The organism is Nostoc sp. DedQUE07 (assembly GCF_034530975.2).
GTDB lineage: Bacteria > Cyanobacteriota > Cyanobacteriia > Cyanobacteriales > Nostocaceae > Nostoc.
This window is the reverse complement of the sequence record NZ_JAVRCC020000004.1, coordinates 32944-48271: the sequence shown is the minus strand read 5'-3', so window position 1 is coordinate 48271 and position 15328 is coordinate 32944. Positions and strand designations below refer to the sequence as shown.

Annotated in this window: 14 protein-coding genes; 5 read left to right on the top strand and 9 right to left on the bottom strand. The window is 40.8% G+C overall.

All coding sequences use genetic code 11. The features are described 5' to 3' along the window. Nucleotides 1-215: 215 nt before the first annotated feature. The 3 genes from RMZ95_RS04310 to RMZ95_RS04300 form a co-directional block, all read right to left on the bottom strand. Complete coding sequence (locus RMZ95_RS04310) at nucleotides 216-863, bottom strand: Uma2 family endonuclease (RefSeq protein WP_322685562.1); 648 nt, start codon at nucleotides 861-863, stop codon at nucleotides 216-218. A gap of 318 nt (nucleotides 864-1181) precedes the next feature. Then, the gene (locus tag RMZ95_RS04305) at nucleotides 1182-2699 is read right to left on the bottom strand and encodes a pitrilysin family protein (protein WP_322685466.1); all 1518 of its coding nucleotides are present in this window, start codon (nucleotides 2697-2699) and stop codon (nucleotides 1182-1184) included. A gap of 35 nt (nucleotides 2700-2734) precedes the next feature. Beyond that, entirely contained in the window at nucleotides 2735-4447 is a 1713-nt protein-coding gene (locus tag RMZ95_RS04300) for a pitrilysin family protein (RefSeq protein ID WP_322685467.1), read from the bottom strand. Nucleotides 4448-4597: 150 nt separating this feature from the next. Here RMZ95_RS04300 and RMZ95_RS04295 point away from each other — a divergent pair, with 150 nt between their 5' ends. After that, nucleotides 4598-5212: a TetR/AcrR family transcriptional regulator gene (locus RMZ95_RS04295; protein WP_322685468.1), complete on the top strand. Its 615-nt coding sequence runs from the start codon at nucleotides 4598-4600 to the stop codon at nucleotides 5210-5212. A 111-nt stretch (nucleotides 5213-5323) separates the two neighbouring features. Here the strand turns inward: RMZ95_RS04295 and RMZ95_RS04290 are convergent, their stop codons facing one another. Further along, nucleotides 5324-5764 carry a DUF4332 domain-containing protein gene (locus RMZ95_RS04290; protein ID WP_322685469.1) on the bottom strand — a complete coding sequence of 147 codons (441 nt, stop codon included), beginning with the start codon at nucleotides 5762-5764 and terminating at the stop codon, nucleotides 5324-5326. A gap of 225 nt (nucleotides 5765-5989) precedes the next feature. On the opposite strand from RMZ95_RS04290, the gene RMZ95_RS04285 reads away from it, so the two are divergent. Continuing rightward, complete coding sequence (locus RMZ95_RS04285; RefSeq protein ID WP_322685470.1) at nucleotides 5990-6454, top strand: DUF29 domain-containing protein; 465 nt, start codon at nucleotides 5990-5992, stop codon at nucleotides 6452-6454. An 8-nt stretch (nucleotides 6455-6462) separates the two neighbouring features. Here RMZ95_RS04285 and RMZ95_RS04280 read toward each other — a convergent pair whose 3' ends face one another. After that, on the bottom strand, nucleotides 6463-7263 hold the full coding sequence (locus RMZ95_RS04280) for a PhzF family phenazine biosynthesis protein (RefSeq protein ID WP_322685471.1): 801 nt from the start codon (nucleotides 7261-7263) through the stop codon (nucleotides 6463-6465). 173 nt (nucleotides 7264-7436) lie between these two features. On the opposite strand from RMZ95_RS04280, the gene RMZ95_RS04275 reads away from it, so the two are divergent. Both RMZ95_RS04275 and RMZ95_RS04270 read left to right on the top strand, forming a co-directional pair. Next, nucleotides 7437-7703 (top strand): hypothetical protein, encoded by a 267-nt coding sequence (locus tag RMZ95_RS04275; RefSeq protein WP_322685472.1) that lies wholly within the window; start codon nucleotides 7437-7439, stop codon nucleotides 7701-7703. 47 nt (nucleotides 7704-7750) lie between these two features. Continuing rightward, complete coding sequence (locus tag RMZ95_RS04270) at nucleotides 7751-9133, top strand: aminopeptidase P family protein (protein ID WP_322685473.1); 1383 nt, start codon at nucleotides 7751-7753, stop codon at nucleotides 9131-9133. A gap of 235 nt (nucleotides 9134-9368) precedes the next feature. On the opposite strand, the gene RMZ95_RS04265 is transcribed toward RMZ95_RS04270, so the two are convergent. The 4 genes from RMZ95_RS04265 to RMZ95_RS04250 form a co-directional block, all read right to left on the bottom strand. Then, a complete protein-coding gene (locus RMZ95_RS04265; RefSeq protein ID WP_322685474.1) occupies nucleotides 9369-9746 on the bottom strand; it encodes a hypothetical protein in 378 nt (125 codons plus the stop codon). Between the two features lie 18 nt (nucleotides 9747-9764). After that, on the bottom strand, nucleotides 9765-10229 hold the full coding sequence (locus RMZ95_RS04260) for a CYTH domain-containing protein (protein WP_322685475.1): 465 nt from the start codon (nucleotides 10227-10229) through the stop codon (nucleotides 9765-9767). Nucleotides 10230-10552: 323 nt separating this feature from the next. Continuing rightward, the gene (locus RMZ95_RS04255) at nucleotides 10553-11239 is read right to left on the bottom strand and encodes a DUF6875 domain-containing protein (RefSeq protein ID WP_322671836.1); all 687 of its coding nucleotides are present in this window, start codon (nucleotides 11237-11239) and stop codon (nucleotides 10553-10555) included. A gap of 1373 nt (nucleotides 11240-12612) precedes the next feature. Next, nucleotides 12613-14283 carry an alpha/beta hydrolase gene (locus RMZ95_RS04250; RefSeq protein WP_322685476.1) on the bottom strand — a complete coding sequence of 557 codons (1671 nt, stop codon included), beginning with the start codon at nucleotides 14281-14283 and terminating at the stop codon, nucleotides 12613-12615. A gap of 501 nt (nucleotides 14284-14784) precedes the next feature. Between RMZ95_RS04250 and RMZ95_RS04245 the strand changes: the two genes are divergently transcribed. Continuing rightward, entirely contained in the window at nucleotides 14785-15237 is a 453-nt protein-coding gene (locus tag RMZ95_RS04245) for a hypothetical protein (protein ID WP_322685477.1), read from the top strand. Nucleotides 15238-15328 lie beyond the last annotated feature (91 nt).

Here is a 15328-nt window from a genome sequence, read left to right as displayed (position 1 = left end):
CACACTCCTTCATTTGATCTAGTTATAGCTCACCGTTCGCGTAATCGAGAATGAGTTTGATGAAATAAGGGTCTTGCAAGACGCAATAAATCGCGTCTCTACATCTGGGTTTTTGGCTTATAACCTATTGAATTCTACTTAAATTAGAAACTTGGCTTGTGTACTTCACTAACTTGAAATCCACTGTCTGTTGTGAATTCTGGTGACAGCAGAAGTTATTGCTGGTGTATCTGTTTTTGTACCCAAAGACGAAAAGCTTTGAGCGTTGCATTTCTACCTGCTGTTGTACTTTGCTCTAGATATTGGGGAATTGCTTCAATTACTGAGAATAGAGGAAAATTTAAGCTTTGTTGAGATTCTACATAGTGTCCGTCTTGCAGAACATTAATTTGGAGCTTACCTCGATCAAAACGCCAAAGCTCAGGTACTTTTAGGGCTTCATAAATATTAGGATGAGTGCGAGAAGTAATATCAATTTCTAGAGCTAAATCTGGAGGAGGATCTACTGCTAAATCTAGCCGCTTTTTGCCGCGAATCTGAGATTCATTTTTTATATAGAAACACTGGTCGGGTTCTATACCTTGAGCCATTGCTTGGTTTTTAAAAGTAGTAGAACCAAGGCATCTAAACTCAATGTCTAATTCTTCCAAAAGAGCTTTGACTAAATCGCTAATAATTTCTTTATCGTCTTCATGTTCTGGCAGTGGTGCCATAATCTCCAGCATCCCCCTATCATAAGCAATTCGTGCAGCCCGGTGTTCCCCTAAATCTTCTAGAATTGCTTCCAATTCCTGCCAGGTTACATCTCGCAGTAGCACTCTTTGTCCTGGTGGAACATGGATGCGCTTTAATTCCAACAACATCATCTCCACTCCCGATAGTTAAAACCTAAATTTAGCTTACTCTAGTTGACCTGATAGGGGCGACAATTTTACTGCTTCATAGAAGTGTATGCTGGAGCGATCGCTTCTATAAAGATGAATAGAGTAGAGAAAAACCTCTGGAGTTCCCAGAGGTTTTGGTTCCTGATTTAGTTTCTACTTGTTACTCCAATTTGTCCTCGGTCATTTCCTGATAATGGAGATAATTATTTTAAAAACAAGATCCCCGATTTCTTAGACAGTCGGGGATCTGAGCCTTGCGATTTTATTTGGATACTGAGTATCTACCCATCTACGCTATTAATTCTTCGCCTGTGGCTGCGAACCAGGAATCGTTACATCTATTGGTGTCACCTGTTTTGCTAACTGTGTCAATGGCGGTTGAATAGCGGTTTCATTTCCCACTACTAGAGTTACAATCTTTTCTGGTTTGAGATATTCTCGTGCTACCCGTTGGACATCGGCTGCTGTGGTGGCGGCGACGGCTTTTTGATAGCGAAAGAGAAAATCAGCAGGATAGCCGTAATATTCGTATCGCATCAAGCGTGATAAGGTTTGGCTGGGGTCTTGAAAGTTGAATACAAAGGAGTTGAGTGTAGACTCTTTGGCATAAGCCAGTTCTTTTGCTGTTACTCTTTGAGTTTGGGTGCGCTTGATTTGGGCTTGTAAGGCTTTGACAAACTGGACAGTAGCATCCGATCGCGTTTCTCCACCAGCGATAAATATGCCAGGATAATCGAAACGGGGACTCCACTGGCCGTAGACAGAGTAAGCTAAACCTTGACGCGATCGCAATTCATTAAATAAGCGTCCACCAAATCCATTTAACACTCCATTCAATACATCCAGCGCTGCATAATCGGGATTGTCGAAACGTCCGCCCAAATGCCCGATAAGCACACTACTTTGCGTCAGTTGGGGCTGATTGACAAAAAAGACTCCACCTGTATTAGCTGGCGAAACCTTTGGTAATGTGGGTTTAGCAATACCTGGGTTACGCTGCCAATCGCCAAACTTAGCTTGAATGAGCGATCGCATTTTCTTACTCTCAAAATCGCCCACAATTCCCAAAATCATATTATTGGGGTGGAAATATTGCTGATAAAACTTGAGCAAATCCTCACGCTCAACTTTATCCACCGTTGCATACTCTATGGTGCGAGCATAAGGACTATCTTTCCCATAGATTAATTTTTTAAATTCCCGATTAGCAATCCCATCTGGATTGTCATTTCGACGAGCAATGCCACCTTTGGCTTGAGTTTTCGCCAAGTCTAGCTTTTCTTGAGCAAATACAGGCGATCGCAGCACTTCAGCAAATAGCCCAAACACTGTCTCTAAATCTTCACTCAATGCGTCAAAGCTAGCACTTCCAGAAGTTTCACCAATACCAACTTCCACAGATGCTGCCCGTTGTTCTAATATCTCGTTGAGTTCATCAGGCGAATGGTTCTTAGTTCCTCCAGTTCGCATTACCGCGCCTGTAAAACCAGCCAACCCAACTTTCTCCATTGGTTCCAAGCGATTTCCTGTCCGTACAAACGCTGTACCATTCACCAACGGTAACTCGCGATCTTCCATCAAATAGACAACCAAGCCGTTTTGCAGCACAAACCGCTCATACTTGGGTAACTTAATCTCAGGTAGCGGTGGTAGCTGCAATTCTGTGTAATGTTTTGCCTCAGCCGTCGCCGCCAGAGAAAAATTACAAGTTAAAAGTAAGCACGCAAAAACAGCAACCAAAGCATAAATCAACCCTTTGCTATTTTGAATTTTCAACGCTATCTGCCTTTTAGCTTTCACCTTGTACTTCTGCATATCTATTTTCCTGTGCGCCCTTTGCGATTTGTTGTTCATGCTGCTTTCGACAACAGCTTCCCAATCGTGCGATTTTTCGGCGTAAAAGTTTCCTTTGCCACCCGTTGAATATCACCCGTCGTCACTGCTGAAATGTCATCCAACTGCTTAAACAAATTCCGCCAAGAGCCAGTTTTCACTTCATATTCCAACAATTGTTGAGCCATGCCCATATTGGAATCGAGAGTACGTAACAAACCCGCCCGTGCTTGGGTTTTCACTCGTTGCAAATCAACCGCCGCCACAGGCTCAGTTTTTAATTTGTCAATTTCTTGACGCAAAGCCACCGCCAACTCATCAACTGTATGACCAGGAGCTGTGAGAGCATAGAAAAAGATCAAGTTTGGGTATTTATCTCCAGGAAATCCACTGTAACCTTGAGCATTTAGCGCCAAACGTTGCTTTTCTACCAAAGACTTATATAGCCGCGATGTGCGCCCATCACTTAATAAACTGCCAATGATTTCATAGACGGCATTATCTGGATGAGTAATTGCCGGACGATGATAACCTTCTAAATACCAGGGTTGAGAAGGTAGCTGTAAAGTAACTTCCCGTGTTTGTTGTTGTGGCGGTTCTACTGGGATTTGTTCAACAGCTTTGGTTTTGGCTTGAAAGCGGCCAAAATAAGTTTGCGCCAGTTTTTTCACCTGAGTGGGATTGACATCTCCGACAATAGCGATCGCTAAATTACTCGGTACGTAGTGAGTATCAAAAAACTTTTGGACATCTTCTGGTGTCAGATTGCGGATATCTTCGTCATAACCAATCACCGGACGCCTGTAGGGATGGGCTTTATAAGCAGTATCGATAAACTTTTCCACCATCAGTCCAATAGGTGAATTCTCTATCCGCATCCGTCGTTCTTCTAAAATTACATCTTTCTCTTTATAAAACTCACGACGAATTACCGGATCGAGAAATCGCTCTGACTCCAACGACATCCAAAGTTCTAGCTTATTGGCAGGAAAGCTATAAAAATAACGAGTCGCTTCGGTTGAAGTATTGGCATTTAAACCCACGCCACCCGCTTGTTCGACAATTTGCCCTAATTCATTTTGCTTGACAAGCTTGCCTGCTTGCGCTTCCACTTGCTCAAACTCAGTTTGTAACCTAATAACCTCAGCTTTTCTGCCATTGGCTTTCGCTGTTTTAATTTGAGCATTCAACTGCTCTAAGGTATCTAGTAGTGGTTTTTCTTTTTTGTAGTCTTGTGTACCAATGCGCGTTGTGCCTTTAAACGCCAAATGTTCCAAAAAGTGAGCTACACCAGTTTTACCATCTGGCTCATCCACACCACCCACATTCGCATAAGTGAGAAAAGAAACCACGGGCGCTTGATGTCGTTCCAAGACAATGAATTTCAAACCATTGTCGAGGCGAAACTCCGTTAACTGCTTAATAACTCGATCGAGATAAGGTTGGATTGAACTTTCAACTGGCGGGGTTGGAGTTTTGGTTTCTTGAGGAGGAGGTGCTGTCTGAGTTTGAGCTAGAGCGACTTCTGGCAGCAATCCCCACGAGAAGATAATTAAAGTCAAGAAAATGATAAACAACCGCCGCAATATTACAGATACTCGATCTGACCAATCCAAAATCGTTCGACTGAGCGTTCGCGTAGCGTCTCGGAGAGAAGTCGAAGTCCCCAATCGTTCGACTGAGCGTAGCCGAAGTCTAAAATCTAAAATTGACCGACTGCTCTGGTTCATAAGCGAGAAGTAAGATAAAGTTACATTACCTAAATAACAGGATACTTAGCAAAAGAGCGTTAATCTTGTATTAAGCTTTCAGTGGCTCTTTCACTTGATGTTAGACAATAATGCTACAAGTCTTGTTACGGATATCTAACCATAACTGTTATGCGAGTTTTTAATTCTTCCCCGCCCTCAGAGGCTCAGACGCGCACCCGGATTTTACAGGCAGCGCAACGGTTGTTTGCCTCTCAGGGATTTGACGGCACTACCACCCGCGACTTAGCACAAACGGCAGGTATAGCTGAAGGTACTCTATTTCGTCATTTTCCGAATAAAAAAGCAATTTTGGTAGAAGTAGCCACGAATGGCTGGGTAGAGATTCTTACAGATTTGCTCACAGAATTGAGTGAAATGGGCAGCTATAAAGCCGTCGCTCAAGTGATGCGCCGTCGGATGTGGAATTTTCAAAAAAATGCCGATTTGATGCGCGTTTGTTTTATGGAGGTGCAATTTCACCCCGATTTGCGCGATCGCATTCAATTAGAAGTCATTACTAAAATGACTGATGTCGGCGAAGCATTCTTTCAAACAGCAATGGATAAAGGTATTTATCGTCAAGGGGACGCAAAGTTAGTTGCGAAAGTTTTCTTAGGAATGTTTGCGATCGCAGGTTTTTCCAACAACACCCTCATGGAACCTGATGCCTCTCCCCAACAAATGCAGGAAATGGCCGAAGGACTCGCTGATATTTTTCTTAATGGTGTCTTGGTTAAAGAGTGAGGAGTTATGAGTTATAAGTTATGAGTTATGAGTTATGAGTTATGAGTTATGAGTTATGAGTTATGAGTTATGAGTTATGAGTTTTAACTCCTCACTCCTAACTCCTAACTCCTAACTAATGATTGTTTTCGCTTGCTGACTCCACTGTTGTACTAGCTCAAGTGCTGGACACAAATCTCGTCGCTGCATTGTTGCTACTTGCAAGCGCATGATTTGTTGGTGCAATCTGTGAGTGGGAGTTTGAGCTAACTGCACTACAGAACCAATACCTGCATGAAGCAATAAACCACAATATTGTGTCCCGACACTGGGAATACGTGCCAAGTCAGCTAAAGCCATCCATTTATTTACATACTGAAGATGAATCTGTAGTTTATTTGCTAACGCTAGTCTTGACTCTAGAGTTTTCCCTTGTTTGACTAGCGCTACTGTGCTAGTAATCCCACAATTTTGGAGTTGAGATTGTTCTTCATGGCTCAGTCCAGGTAATTGCTCAATTGGCCAATCACGAGATTGGATACTAGTTCTACTATATTTGTGTTTAGCAGACATTTTTGAAATTAAAATATAGGCTTGTTTAAATATTGTGACAGTTGCTTCTTCGCAAAAGAACGCTTTTGCGGTTTAGTGTTTGTATTGATGTGCAATTTTAAGCCAACCTTCTGCAATGCGATTGTTTGCCCTAACAAACAAAAAAGATGCGATCGTTTTGTTGACGTTAAAATGGGCGTACAGTATCTCCAATTTAGCTAGTATACGGTAGATTGCAAAAAGCTCATGACCCAGATTCCGAAAAGTGCAGCCCAGTTGTATGAAACAGACTTTGCAGCATGGACAGAAAAAACTGTACAACTCATTCGTGCTGGACAATTTGGACAAGTAGACTGGAATGCTGTGATTGAGGAGATTGAAAGCTTGGGACGGTCAGAACGACGAGAATTGAAAAGCCGCTTGGAAGTATTATTACAGCATTTGCTCAAGTGGCAATATCAATCTAGTTTGCGGAGTGGCTCTTGGCGAAATACGATTGATGAGCAGCGCTACAAAATTGCAGATTTACTGCAAGAGAGTCCCAGCCTCAAGTCTTATCCCGAAGAAGTTTTAGCCCAGTGCTATCATCGGGGATTGAAAGCTGCTAGTAATGAAACTGAACTACCAATAAATACCTTTCCAGTGGAATGTCCTTATTCCATTGTCCAAGTTCTTGATAGTGAGTTTTTGCCAGATATTATTGATTTTTAATATTAGGTTTATGCGGTAATTAACTCGCCTCGCATCACAGTTACCGCTTGTCCAGCGAGAAAGACGCGATCGCCTCCGTCATAATACACCTTCACCACCCCACCGCGACTAGATGCTTGATAAGCCAAAAACTCATTTTTGTGCAAGCGATCGCGCCAGAACCAAGCGAGACAGCAATGAGCCGCCCCTGTAACGGGGTCTTCATTAACACCTAATCCTGGCGCAAAGAAGCGAGAGACGAAATCATATTGAGAATCAGATTGTGTGAGGCTGGTGACAATGACATTAGGAATCGGTAAGGTTTTTAGCAGTTGAAAATTAGGCTGTATTTGCCGCACCAATTCTTCAGATTCCAATTCCACTAGATAACCTATTGAATTCTGCAAGACAGATTTGTAGGGTACACCCAAAGCTTGGCCTAGTTCTGGAGGTGCGATCGCAGCTTGTGAGTGATTTACAGGAAAATCTAACTCAATCCACTCACCTTGTAACTTCGCAATTAGCACTCCACTTTTAGTATAAAAATGTGCAACTTCATCAGGTGACAAATGTCCCTCTGACCAAAGTACATGGGCACTAGCTAAAGTTGCGTGACCACAAAGCGGCACTTCCACCGTAGGCGTAAACCAACGCAGATTAAAGCCATCATCCTGCTTAACTAAAAAAGCTGTTTCAGATAAATTCATCTCCTGCGCCAAGTTTTGCATCCAGCGATCGTTTTGGGAAGTAGGCAAAACACAGACAGCAGCAGGATTACCTGCGAAAGGTTTATTAGTAAAAGCATCAACTTGAGTAATGATTTGTCTCATTAGAGTCGCCTTGAAAATTAGACAGCAATATATTATTTATCAGGAGTGCGTTAGAAATTTATGCTGACCGTTGCGATTACATATCGTGCGCTCTACCCTGTGTTAATCCAAATGAGAACCACTATATACAGTACCTTAGAAATTAGGAATACAATCTCCAAAAACTAGAATCAATGTTAAAGCAAACCGAAAACGTGAGGATAAAAATCTTCAGAAGCATCTTTGCTGCTGTCAACTTAGCGCTAATTTCTGGAGGATTAGTTAGTTGTGTTGTTGAAGCCCCGCAGCCACTTGCACCAATTGAGCAACAAAAACCAGAGTTACAACCTAACCAGAACGACAAAGATGACGACCACAAAGATGACGATCGCAAAAACGATCGAAAAGATGGCGATCGCAAAAATAATAAACAAGATGACGATAAAGACGATAACGACTAAATACAGGCAAAACTATCACCTTTATCCTTTTCTTTGAGTTTACATTTATGCTTATTCCACAAACTTCTACTTCCCTCGCCAATACTTTACGCCACCGACGGCAACAACTAGCCAAGCTGATTGATTTTCCGGCAATTCTGTGGTCGGGTAGCAATAATCCGCGCAATTTTCCGGCAAATTCCTTTCCATTTCGGGCTAACAGTCATTTCCTTTATTTCGCCGGAATGCCATTAGCAAAGGCGGCAATTCGTCTAGAAGCGGGAAAACTAGAACTATTCATCGACGATCCGTCACCCAGTAGCGCCCTTTGGCATGGAGAAATGCCAACGCGCGAAGAAATAGCCGAGAAGATTGGGGCGGATGTGGCAGGGCCAATGGCAGAATTAGAGTCTTGGCTAGAAGATGCCGCTACACTTGCCGTCCAAGATGCAGCTACTTGGACGCAGCAATCGCAGCTATTAAATAGATGGGTTTTACCACAAAGTCCTCCCCAAGGAATTGACTTGGAGTTAGCGAAGGCGATCGTTTCACTCCGCCTCACCCACGATGATGGTGCATTAACCGAGTTGAGAAAAGCTGCGGCTGTCACTGTCAAAGCTCACAAAGCCGGGATGGCAGCAACACCCCAAGCCAAATTAGAAGCAGAAGTTCGGGCAGCGATGGAAGGGGTGATTATTGCCCACAATATGACTACCTCTTACAACAGTATTGTCACCGTTCACGGTGAAGTTTTGCATAACGAGCAGTATCACCATAGTTTGCAACCAGGTGATTTACTACTTGCTGATGTTGGTGCTGAGACTGAGACTGGTTGGGCGGGTGATGTGACTCGCACTTGGCCAGTTTCGGGTAAGTTTTCATCTACCCAAAGAGATATTTATAATGTAGTGTTGGCAGCCCATGATGTTTGTATTGCCAAAATCCAGCCTGGTGTTGAGTATGGGGATATTCATCTGCTAGCGGCTACAGCGATCGCTGAAGGTTTGGTGGAGTTAGGCATTTTACAAGGAAATCCCCAAGATTTAGTAGAAATGGATGCCCACGCACTGTTTTTTCCTCATGGTATCGGCCATCTACTGGGTTTAGATGTGCATGATATGGAAGATTTGGGCGATTTAGCCGGGTATGAAGAAGGACGTGAAAGGAGCGATCGCTTTGGCTTAAGCTATCTCCGTTTAAATCGTCCCCTGCGCCCAGGAATGTTAGTCACAATTGAGCCTGGTTTTTATCAAGTACCAGCAATTTTAAATGATGCCAATGTGCGTTCAAAATATCAGAATGTGGTGAATTGGCAGCGTTTATCTGAATTCGCTGATGTCCGGGGAATTCGCATTGAAGATGATGTTTTAGTTACTACAGAAGGCAGCGAAGTTTTAACAGCTGCATTACCAAACGATGCCGATACTGTAGAAAATCTAGTCAATGGCTGAGTTCATACTCACAGGCATCTTTTGTAAATATTTGCAGTGTGATGCTGCGTACTACTATGGTTTTTCTGAATTACTGGATCGATCTTTAATCCAGTTAAGCATTTGATATCATGTCCGCTTGATTACTTACTAAACCCCAAGAACCCCACCCCGCCAAAGCTACGCTTTGTCTCCCCTCCCCGCAGGCGGGGAGGGGCTGGGGGTGGGGTGCAATGACTGTGGGTATCATAACTAATTACCCCGACTTGATATGATTTCGCACACCACGTTCAGATCGTGAATCCAGCAAGATCGCTAACATAGAAGCATCGCGCCGATCGTCAGTGTTAGAGTACTGGGCTGGATCTCGATTTACTTGCACTTCTGCAATCTTTACGGTTTCTGCAATCACCTCAAAACGCACTTTGAAAATGCAAAAACCAGTCCAACTACGATGCAAGTATAGCCAAGGAGCCTCATAGAAAATGAACCACTTATCTTCCATCTGCTCTGGAATTACTCCAGCAGCAATTCGGTCGAATTCTTCCTGCGAGTAAACTTTTTCTAGCGTTATATTTTTGCATACAGAAGGCATAGGTTCTGTTTTCCAATCATTGCGTTTGGCTATTCGCATAGTTTTGATTTCATTCTATTACCATTGTGAAAAAGGGTATTTTACTAAATTGCTGTTGAAATATCTAGAGTCATCAGAAACTTCTTGTCCAATCCAGTTTGGTAATTCAATTTGTTGATTTTCATCAGTGAGTTCAACTTCTGCTAATATCAGTCCTTTATTAACACCATCAAACTCATCTATTTCCCAAATTAAACCACCCGACTCTATTTTATATCTGGTTTTTTCTATAAAGGGACGTTGACATAATGTCTCAAGTATTTCTTGAGCATCTTGAACAGGAATAGGATACTCAAACTCTAATCTCGAATATTTTATATTGGGGCCTTTAATGGTCAAATAACTTTTTTCTCCTATTATACGTATGCGTACAGTTACTTTATCTTGTGTAGCAATATATCCTTGACGATATACACTACCTTCAGCTAATCCTCTCCAGCTATTTCCTCTCACTAAATATTTACGCTCTATTTCTTTTGCCATTTTATTTACCAAATTATTTGCTTTTTTATATCACAAATAATAGAGTAATCCGAAATTTTTTCACAAAAATGTGTGCGCAATGATTACAAATCAGAGTTAAGTTGTTGAAGTATTCATATTAACTAATTGATAATTAGCGATCGCTTCTACTGTAGTCCGATAATTTACATACTGATGACGATTTGATACTATCTGCAATAAGCAATTGCAAGTAGCAGTAAATTCGTGATTTTTATCTCACTTATTTCCAGATGCAATGAATTTAAAAGACTTTTAATTCTCCATACCTATGCTCAATCACTAACCTGTAATTAAAACATTTGTTATATGTAAGAACTCACCAAATTTTCTTGTTTAATTTGTTCTTTTGCTAAAGCCAATGCTTGACGAGCATTTTTAAACTTTATTTCATCTGTAAATTTATGCTCAAAATTCTTTAAATAAGCTTCCAAATATCGAATACGTAAGTGTGGATCGGCAGGATTCTGAAGAAAAGGGAGGTCAGCTTCAACCATGAACCGAATAGCCAACAGGGGGATAGGGCTACGAAGTGGACGAAAGTTTGGGTTGTGTAGACCAGGACTTTCATTACGTTTATGAAATTCTCCTATCATTAATCCTGACTCAACAAACAAAGGTTTAAGTTTTTGTTGGACACTATCTACTACATTAGTAGCGTCTTCTATATAGATGTCAGGAAAAATAAGTAAAAAAGCTTTATTAATTGCTAATTCCTGCTCTTGAGGATCTATTTGCAGAAATATATCTCGATAGCGTCCAACAATCTCTTCTAATTTTTCTGGATACAAATCTTTTGTGTGAATAACTGCTAGACGAATACTGTTTGATTTGAGAGAGAAAGGTACAAAAGGGCAAACTGCGCCGGGTCTACCTAAGCCAGGATGAGGCCTTCCTAAAAAGTTTTTCACCCATTCCATAATTTCAATTAAGGTAGAAAGGTCTTCGTGTTGCTGGAGTTGTTCAATTTCACGAGTTGTATAGAGTTGCATAAGCTTGAGTTAAATGGAATAATTGTTTAATTCTGAATCCCAAATTAGTTTACATACAGGTGTATTGTAAAACTAATTATTTAAGTAAATAAAACAAGCTCTTTGTTGTTGATTTTTGGTTAATCGGTAGCTTGCAGAAGATAACAATGCTCTCTCATTTAGTTCTGTGAACTTCAAGTAAGTTACTTCAAAACATACACAAACATATTTCACATCAAATAACTTGTTTTCATTTGTTTTGAAATTAGTTTGTAATATTTAGCTTCAGAACTAATATTGGAATCTTGAAATATTTGTAAGATATGCTACATTTTGGTAACACACTCTACAATTAATTGACAGATTTTTTCAAAAAGAATTTACGATTTTTATAGGATACGTATGTACCATCATTCGGCATCTACTCCTAGTTGTTTACACTGTTAAACTTCTGTTATTTTTACGAATACATTATAAATTTTATGTGTAAATAGTTATTTTTACTGTAAAAATTTAGTGTAGTTTTAACAGCAACTTTAGGGCTATTATCAAGGCAGTATACTTATAGCAAGTAAAAAGTTTACACAGAATTGGTATAAGTCAATTTTATAAGTTTTATAATACTTACAGCGAATTCCAAATTAATAAAGTACACTCTCCCAAATAGATTGGGGAGGATGCTTGATAGAGTGAGGTAGTTAATCCACTTAGAGGATGTCTGAGAAGTATTCAATATTTCGCTTGATCCCCCCTAGCCCACGCCAGTCGCTCATGGGGGAAACCCCCAAGACCGCGCTGGCTCCCCTTAAAAAGGGGGGAACTGGAATCAAAGTCCCCCAATTTATCGGGGGATTTAGGGGGATCTACAAGTCTCGAATACAACACCAAAAAGTTTTCAGACATCCACTTAGATGAAAATACTATATTCTCGATTGGTCGATCTCAACGTCAGGTATTTGTAGCGAATATCGGTATTTTAGGCTTTATTTGGTCTCAAAATAAAAATAGTAGGGATAGTTAGAATAAGCGGCGACTTCTACCGTTCCCCATACCCCTATTCTTAAGTAAGCTACTCACAAAATTAAATATTTTAGGACTTCCGGTACTATACCAATTAACCATAATATGCTTTAAGTCAAATTTATATTTCAGGTGCTGATTGCAACCCCGATTTTGCTGCATATTTACTGTTCTGGGTATTAGAAATGGTTCAAAAACCCAAAATTAGTATAGTCAATATGTATGATACGTAAGTCCTATATAGGACTCATATTTGATTTCTGAAAAAACTCAGTACACTCCTAAATCCCTTTTTTCCAGTTAAGAGTTCCCTCCCTACGCAAATATGTTCATTAATCAAATCGGATTCCTATATTTGTTTAATTGAAAGTCCATTATTTATCAACAAATTCTTTCACCACTGCCATAGCATCAGGAGGAATCTGGGTAATTAGACGGAAGGGAAATGCCGCAGTTGAAGCAAACTGAGCATAGTCTGGTGTCAGGAAGATAGCATAGTTTTTAGCTTCTGGAGTCATCTGGAAAGCAAAGGCCAAAGTTATAGCTTTAACATACTTGCGAACATCTGCTGCTTGTTCGCCGACAACTTCACCGCCACTAATCGGTGTATTTGGTTGTCCAACCTGATCTAATGTAGTGCTGGGGTCTTTTACACTGAGATGAGTAGCCCCAATAATACCAACTAGCGATTTTGGGGATGGAATTTTGTCAAATCCCACAATCTGTTCAGTTAAAGCTGGGGTGGTTTTATCGGCGGAACCTGCTAACACTATTGTAGGAACTTGTATCTTAGTTAACCCAGTTTCGCCAAAAATTAGAGAAGTTGTCGGATTGAAAGCGATCGCTTGTTTGATTCTGGGATCTCGTAGTTGATAACTATTTTCTGGTAGTTCTTGAGCGATGCACTGGATATTTTCTCCCAAACTTAAGATAGTCAGGTTCTTTTTACAGCGTTGTTTGAGATGTTCTAGTTGCAACTCGGCTCCAGCAAGTGCTAAAGCTGTACCACCACCAAGAGAATAGCCAACAACCATCGCGTTTGTAGTTGCAAGTTTCCCTTGTAGGGGATAATTAGCTGTTTGGTTGAGTTTTGCTAATTCGTCGAGGACAAAACTAATATCTTGAGGGCGATTTAAAAACTCTTGAGGCTTCATGACTCTGGTTTTGCCTTGTAATGCTAAATCAATATTTGCCGCATTACTACCGGGATGTTCTAAAGCTGCTACTACATAACCGTGGGATGCTAAATGTTCTGCTAAGTAACGCAAGTCCGTGCGGACTGACGCGAAACCGTGAGAAAAGACAATTACGGGTTTGTCGGGAGTTGCAGCAGTTGACCAGTAAATATCAACTGGAATTTTGCGATCGCGCTTTTGATCGTTCAGACTTAAATTGAGTACTTTTACTTGGGCGCTTCCTGGTTGGCTGGGATCGAAAGGGAAAGCAATCTGCGGTGTTCTCGGATGTGCTGTTATAGGGTCAAGTTGGGGAGCGATCGCTAACATAAATTGCTGGGTACGCCAAAAAGCTGTATTTAAGTTTTTTGTAACAACCCAAGCCTTTGGTAAATCAATTTCTAAGCGTTTACTGGGATAAGCAGCAATAAAACTCAGTATAGAAAGACCTTGCGGTGCAGTAGAACCTAATACCAAGCCCGATCTGAGTGCTTGTACCCCAGCTTTGTCCTTTCGGGCTAAGGCTGTAGCAAAGTCACTGAGAATACTTGTACCAATCTGGGTATTAATTAACTTATCAAGTGTGACAACATTCATCGGTATATTCATACCCAGCGCCCCCAAGAAGAAGCGGCGTTGTTCTTCAGATAAAGACTGTAAACTCCCAGGCAATTTTCCTGTTTTTACAGCCTTTTGCAACTCAGTAACAGAGATGGATTCTGTAAATAAACCGAAACGCACAACAACTGTGTCAGCTGCAATAGCCGAAGTATTTGCCCCCAGCTGTGTAAGTGCGATGCCTACGGCGGGCAAAGCCAACGCGCTAAATAAACCCGCAACTGTCTTAAGACTTCTCCAAATTTTTCCCATAAATTTTTATACCAACTGTTACTTACGGGAATATAACGGATATTTGTGTATTTGACTACCCCAATAATTGATTAGAAATAAAAGTAAATTTTTTCTTAACTTGATGGCTACGTCTATGCTCTAATCTCCTCAAAGCATCTGCCAATGCAAACAGAGCCATATTACAAGGATAACAAAAGTAACGAATTGTAGAATTCATCACAGCCAAAAATTTGAGCATAAATCAGTGTTAACAGCCACAAAAGCTCGATTGTTTCTCAGCTACGTTTAAGACTGTAACGGAGCTACTAGAACAGGGAAAGCGATGCCTGCGGCGGTAAACTACGCATCTACAATCTGCAATTTTTTTTCACAGAAAAATTTAACCGACTGCTTAATGTTTTGTCTTTGCTGTTTCAAACGTTTTGCAGAGGTGTTGCAGGTGAATAGTCTGATTGCTGTAGCTGCACAATCGTTACTCATCAAATTCCCCCAGCCGCGTCAACAATTTTTCTTGGCTTTATGCGTCGCAGACTACCCTATATTTTAATTTTTCTGCTCTCTTTGAGTATTATTACACTGTGGTGGCCTGTGAATGATTCTGATTGCAATTTCGAGGCTTTTATCGCATCAAAAACTACAAAATTTCAAGTACATGCTACTAAGGTTAGTGTTCAGCCGTGGCGTGGTCGTCATCATGTATATGGCATCTTTATGATTCCTGATGAATACAAACAATCTCCATTTTTTGTGTTAAAAGTCCAAGGTGCTGGTAGTTACTGTTCAAAACAATTTGGTTATAAACAAAACTTTGATAATATCTTTGCTGAACCAGGAACTTATCTGGTAAAGAAGCCTATTAGAACTCGAAAAACTCTGCGGCTCATTCTTCAAGGTTTATATTCTCAGGTCAATAATAAAAATAATTGGACATTGACTTTCCCTGAACCAAAAGCTAGTCAAAATAATTCGTAATTCGTAATTCGTAGTTACAATTAATGTGGCTTTAACCTACCACTGTCTTGTTGACCACTAAATCTGCATATTTAGTGGGGGTCTGTACCCT

What these genes read in the sequence shown, in the direction of transcription:
- RMZ95_RS04310 (WP_322685562.1), bottom strand. Translation starts at nt 863, where the DNA reads ATGTTGTTGGAATTAAAGCGCATCCATGTTCCACCAGGACAAAGAGTG.
- RMZ95_RS04305 (WP_322685466.1), bottom strand. Translation starts at nt 2,699, where the DNA reads ATGCAGAAGTACAAGGTGAAAGCTAAAAGGCAGATAGCGTTGAAAATT.
- RMZ95_RS04300 (WP_322685467.1), bottom strand. Translation starts at nt 4,447, where the DNA reads ATGAACCAGAGCAGTCGGTCAATTTTAGATTTTAGACTTCGGCTACGC.
- RMZ95_RS04295 (WP_322685468.1), top strand. Translation starts at nt 4,598, where the DNA reads ATGCGAGTTTTTAATTCTTCCCCGCCCTCAGAGGCTCAGACGCGCACC.
- RMZ95_RS04290 (WP_322685469.1), bottom strand. Translation starts at nt 5,764, where the DNA reads ATGTCTGCTAAACACAAATATAGTAGAACTAGTATCCAATCTCGTGAT.
- RMZ95_RS04285 (WP_322685470.1), top strand. Translation starts at nt 5,990, where the DNA reads ATGACCCAGATTCCGAAAAGTGCAGCCCAGTTGTATGAAACAGACTTT.
- RMZ95_RS04280 (WP_322685471.1), bottom strand. Translation starts at nt 7,263, where the DNA reads ATGAGACAAATCATTACTCAAGTTGATGCTTTTACTAATAAACCTTTC.
- RMZ95_RS04275 (WP_322685472.1), top strand. Translation starts at nt 7,437, where the DNA reads ATGTTAAAGCAAACCGAAAACGTGAGGATAAAAATCTTCAGAAGCATC.
- RMZ95_RS04270 (WP_322685473.1), top strand. Translation starts at nt 7,751, where the DNA reads ATGCTTATTCCACAAACTTCTACTTCCCTCGCCAATACTTTACGCCAC.
- RMZ95_RS04265 (WP_322685474.1), bottom strand. Translation starts at nt 9,746, where the DNA reads ATGCGAATAGCCAAACGCAATGATTGGAAAACAGAACCTATGCCTTCT.
- RMZ95_RS04260 (WP_322685475.1), bottom strand. Translation starts at nt 10,229, where the DNA reads ATGGCAAAAGAAATAGAGCGTAAATATTTAGTGAGAGGAAATAGCTGG.
- RMZ95_RS04255 (WP_322671836.1), bottom strand. Translation starts at nt 11,239, where the DNA reads ATGCAACTCTATACAACTCGTGAAATTGAACAACTCCAGCAACACGAA.
- RMZ95_RS04250 (WP_322685476.1), bottom strand. Translation starts at nt 14,283, where the DNA reads ATGGGAAAAATTTGGAGAAGTCTTAAGACAGTTGCGGGTTTATTTAGC.
- RMZ95_RS04245 (WP_322685477.1), top strand. Translation starts at nt 14,785, where the DNA reads ATGCGTCGCAGACTACCCTATATTTTAATTTTTCTGCTCTCTTTGAGT.